Origin of the sequence: Sphingomonas sp. CCH9-F2 (assembly GCF_001556735.1) — a bacterium.
In the GTDB taxonomy this organism is placed as follows: Bacteria; Pseudomonadota; Alphaproteobacteria; order Sphingomonadales; family Sphingomonadaceae; genus Sphingomonas; species Sphingomonas ginsenosidimutans.
In genome coordinates, this window is record NZ_LSJO01000395.1 from 1 (window position 1) to 2,721 (window position 2,721).

Annotated in this window: 2 protein-coding genes; both read left to right on the top strand. The window is 73.2% G+C overall.

What is annotated here, in order from left to right; genetic code table 11:
- Positions 1-618: glycosyltransferase family 4 protein (locus AX685_RS11530; protein ID WP_197418578.1), on the top strand; the 618-nt coding region annotated here is incomplete at its 5' end.
- The gene (locus tag AX685_RS11535; protein ID WP_066488803.1) at positions 615-2,678 is read left to right on the top strand and encodes an acyltransferase family protein; all 2,064 of its coding nucleotides are present in this window, start codon (positions 615-617) and stop codon (positions 2,676-2,678) included. The genes AX685_RS11530 and AX685_RS11535, both read left to right, overlap by 4 nt.
- Positions 2,679-2,721: the final 43 nt, after the last annotated feature.

Genomic DNA, 2,721 nt, shown 5'->3' on the forward strand with positions numbered 1-2,721 from the left:
GTGGTGATCGGCAACGGCGTCCCCGCCCCGCCTGTCGCCGACGCGCGCCCCACCGCGGACGGGACCGCCCCGCCGCACCTGCTGTTCGTCGGGCTGGTGGGGGAACGAAAGGGCGTCGACGTGCTGCTGGCGGCGCTGGCGCAGCAGGCGGCGCGCGGCATCGCGTGGCGCGCGACGATCGCCGGCAATGGCGACATCGACGCCGCGCGCGCCGCCGCCACCGCCTATGGCATCGCCGATCGCATCGCCTTTCCCGGCTGGGTGGACGAGGATGCGGTGCGCGCACTGATGCGCACCGCGGACCTGTTCGTCCTGCCTTCGCGCGCGGAAAACCAGCCGATCGCGATCCTGGAGGCGATGGCCGCCGCGTTGCCGGTGGTGGCGACGACCGTGGGCGCGATCCCCGAACAGGTCGTTGATGGCGATACCGCGCTGCTGGTGCCCCCGGCGAACGCGGACCGGCTGGCGGAGGCGCTGGCGCGGCTGCTGCCCGACGCCGCACTGCGCAGGCGGATGGGCGCGGCGGGACGCGCGCGGTTCGCGGCGCATTTCGCGATCGACGGGACCGCCGATCGCTTCGCCGCGCTCTATCGCGAGCTGGCCGGAGCCGCGGATTGACCGACGCGCGCGACCACAGCCGCGCCGCCATCGCCTATCGCCCCGACATCGACGGGCTGCGCGCGGTTGCGGTCGCATCGGTCGTGCTGTTCCACCTCGGCATCCCGGGGCTGCCGGGCGGCTTCACGGGCGTGGACATCTTCTTCGTCATCTCCGGCTATCTGATCGGCGGGCAGATCGCGCGCGAGGCCGGGGCCGGCATGTTCCGCTTCGCCGGCTTCTACGTGCGCCGCGTCCGCCGCATCCTGCCGGCGCTGATCGCGATGATCGCGCTGTTCCTGCTGTTCGGGTTGGTCGCGCTGACCCCGGCGGAGCTGCGCGAACTGGCCAAGGAAACGGTGCCCGCGCTGTGGGGGCTGTCGAACCTGCTGTTCTACACCGGCGGCGATTATTTCGCGCCGGCGGCGGAACGCAGCCCGCTGCTGATGACCTGGTCGCTGGGCGTGGAGGAGCAATTCTACCTCTTGTTCCCGTTCGTCATGCTGGCGGCGATCCGCTGGTGCCGGGGACAGGTGATCGCGGTGGTCGCGTTCCTGTCGGCGCTGTCGTTCGCCGGGTCGCTGCTGCTGATCCGCATCGATCCGCAGGCGGCGTTCTACCTGCTGCCGACGCGCGCTTGGGAACTGGGGCTTGGCGCGATCCTGGCGCTGGCGCAGATGCGCGGCGGGCCGTCGTCGCCCGCGCTGCGCGAGGCGGCGGGCTGGGGCGGCGTGGCGCTGCTGGCATTGGCGCTGGTCGCCTATCAGCCGGCCATCGCCTTTCCCGGCTGGTTCGCCGCGCTGCCCGTGCTGGGCGCGACGCTGCAGATCGCGGCGGGCGGCAGTCGCGCCAACCGCTGGCTGCTGTCGTCGCGCCCGGTCGTGTTCGTCGGGCGCATCTCCTATTCGCTGTACCTGTGGCACTGGCCGGTCATCTATGTCGCGCGGGTCGCGGGCGACGGCGCGGCGCCCGTCTCCCCGCTGTGGCTGATCGCGATCACCGTGCTGCTGGCGACGCTGTCGTGGCGGTTCGTCGAACAGCCGCTGCGTCACCGCGTCCTGCCCGAACGACAGGTGCTGCTGCGCTACGTCGCGGTGCTGCTGCTGCTGAGCGGCGTGGCGGCGGCGCTGTACCGGCTGGAGGGGTGGCCCGCGCGCCTGCCCGCGATCGCGCGCGCGGGCGCGCTGGAGGCGGTCGCGGCGCGACATGGCGCCTGCCTTGCCCCTTATGGCGCGACCGCGCCGGTCGGCGGGGCGGCGTGCACCGGCGCGCTGGCGCATACGGACCGGCCGGGCCTGCTGCTGATCGGTGACAGCCATGCCGATGCGATCGCCCCCGCGATCGCCGATGCGGCGCGCGGTGCTGGGCTGACGTTCAGGCAGATGACCAAATCCTCGTGCCTGCCGCTCGTCGATGCGGCGCGCGAGCTGCCTGGGCGCGTGCGCCACCGCGGCGAATGCATGGCCTATCAGGCAGCGGTGTTCCGCTGGATCGCCGCGCATCCGCAGGTGCGCGTGATCGCGCTGGCCGGCTATTGGTCGAACGGCGCGGAGGTGATCGACGCACAGGGCCGCCGCCGCTCCGTCACCGATACGCTGGCGGCGACGATCGCCGCGCTGGAGGCGCAGGGCCGGCATGTCGTCCTGATCCAGGATGCGCCGGGGTTCGCGATCAATCCTTATGCCCGCGTGATCGGCGCGGCGCTGCCGGTGCGGCGCTGGCTGATCGGCGTGGCGACCGGGCACACCGCCGGCCCCGACGACGCACGCGCCCATCCACGCATCGACGATGCGCGCGCCGCGATCGCGCGGATCGGCGCGGCGCCCGGACGGCAGCTGGTGGACCCGGCGCGCGCTTTGTGCGATCCGCGCGGCTGCCGCTTCGCCGATGTCGGGCGGCTGTTCTACGCCGACGACCAGCATCTGACCGCATCGGGCGCGCGGGCCGCGCTTCTGCCCGGAACAACGCTGGCGCAGCGGCTTTCCGCATGGGCCGCCGCTGCCGGACCAGACGCCCCCCGCTCAACCGAACGAACACCCCGCCCCGCGCGTGACGACGACGGCAGGAAGGAACATCCATGAACGACAGGCCGCGGCGCACCTTCACCGGGTCCGGTCCCCGCAC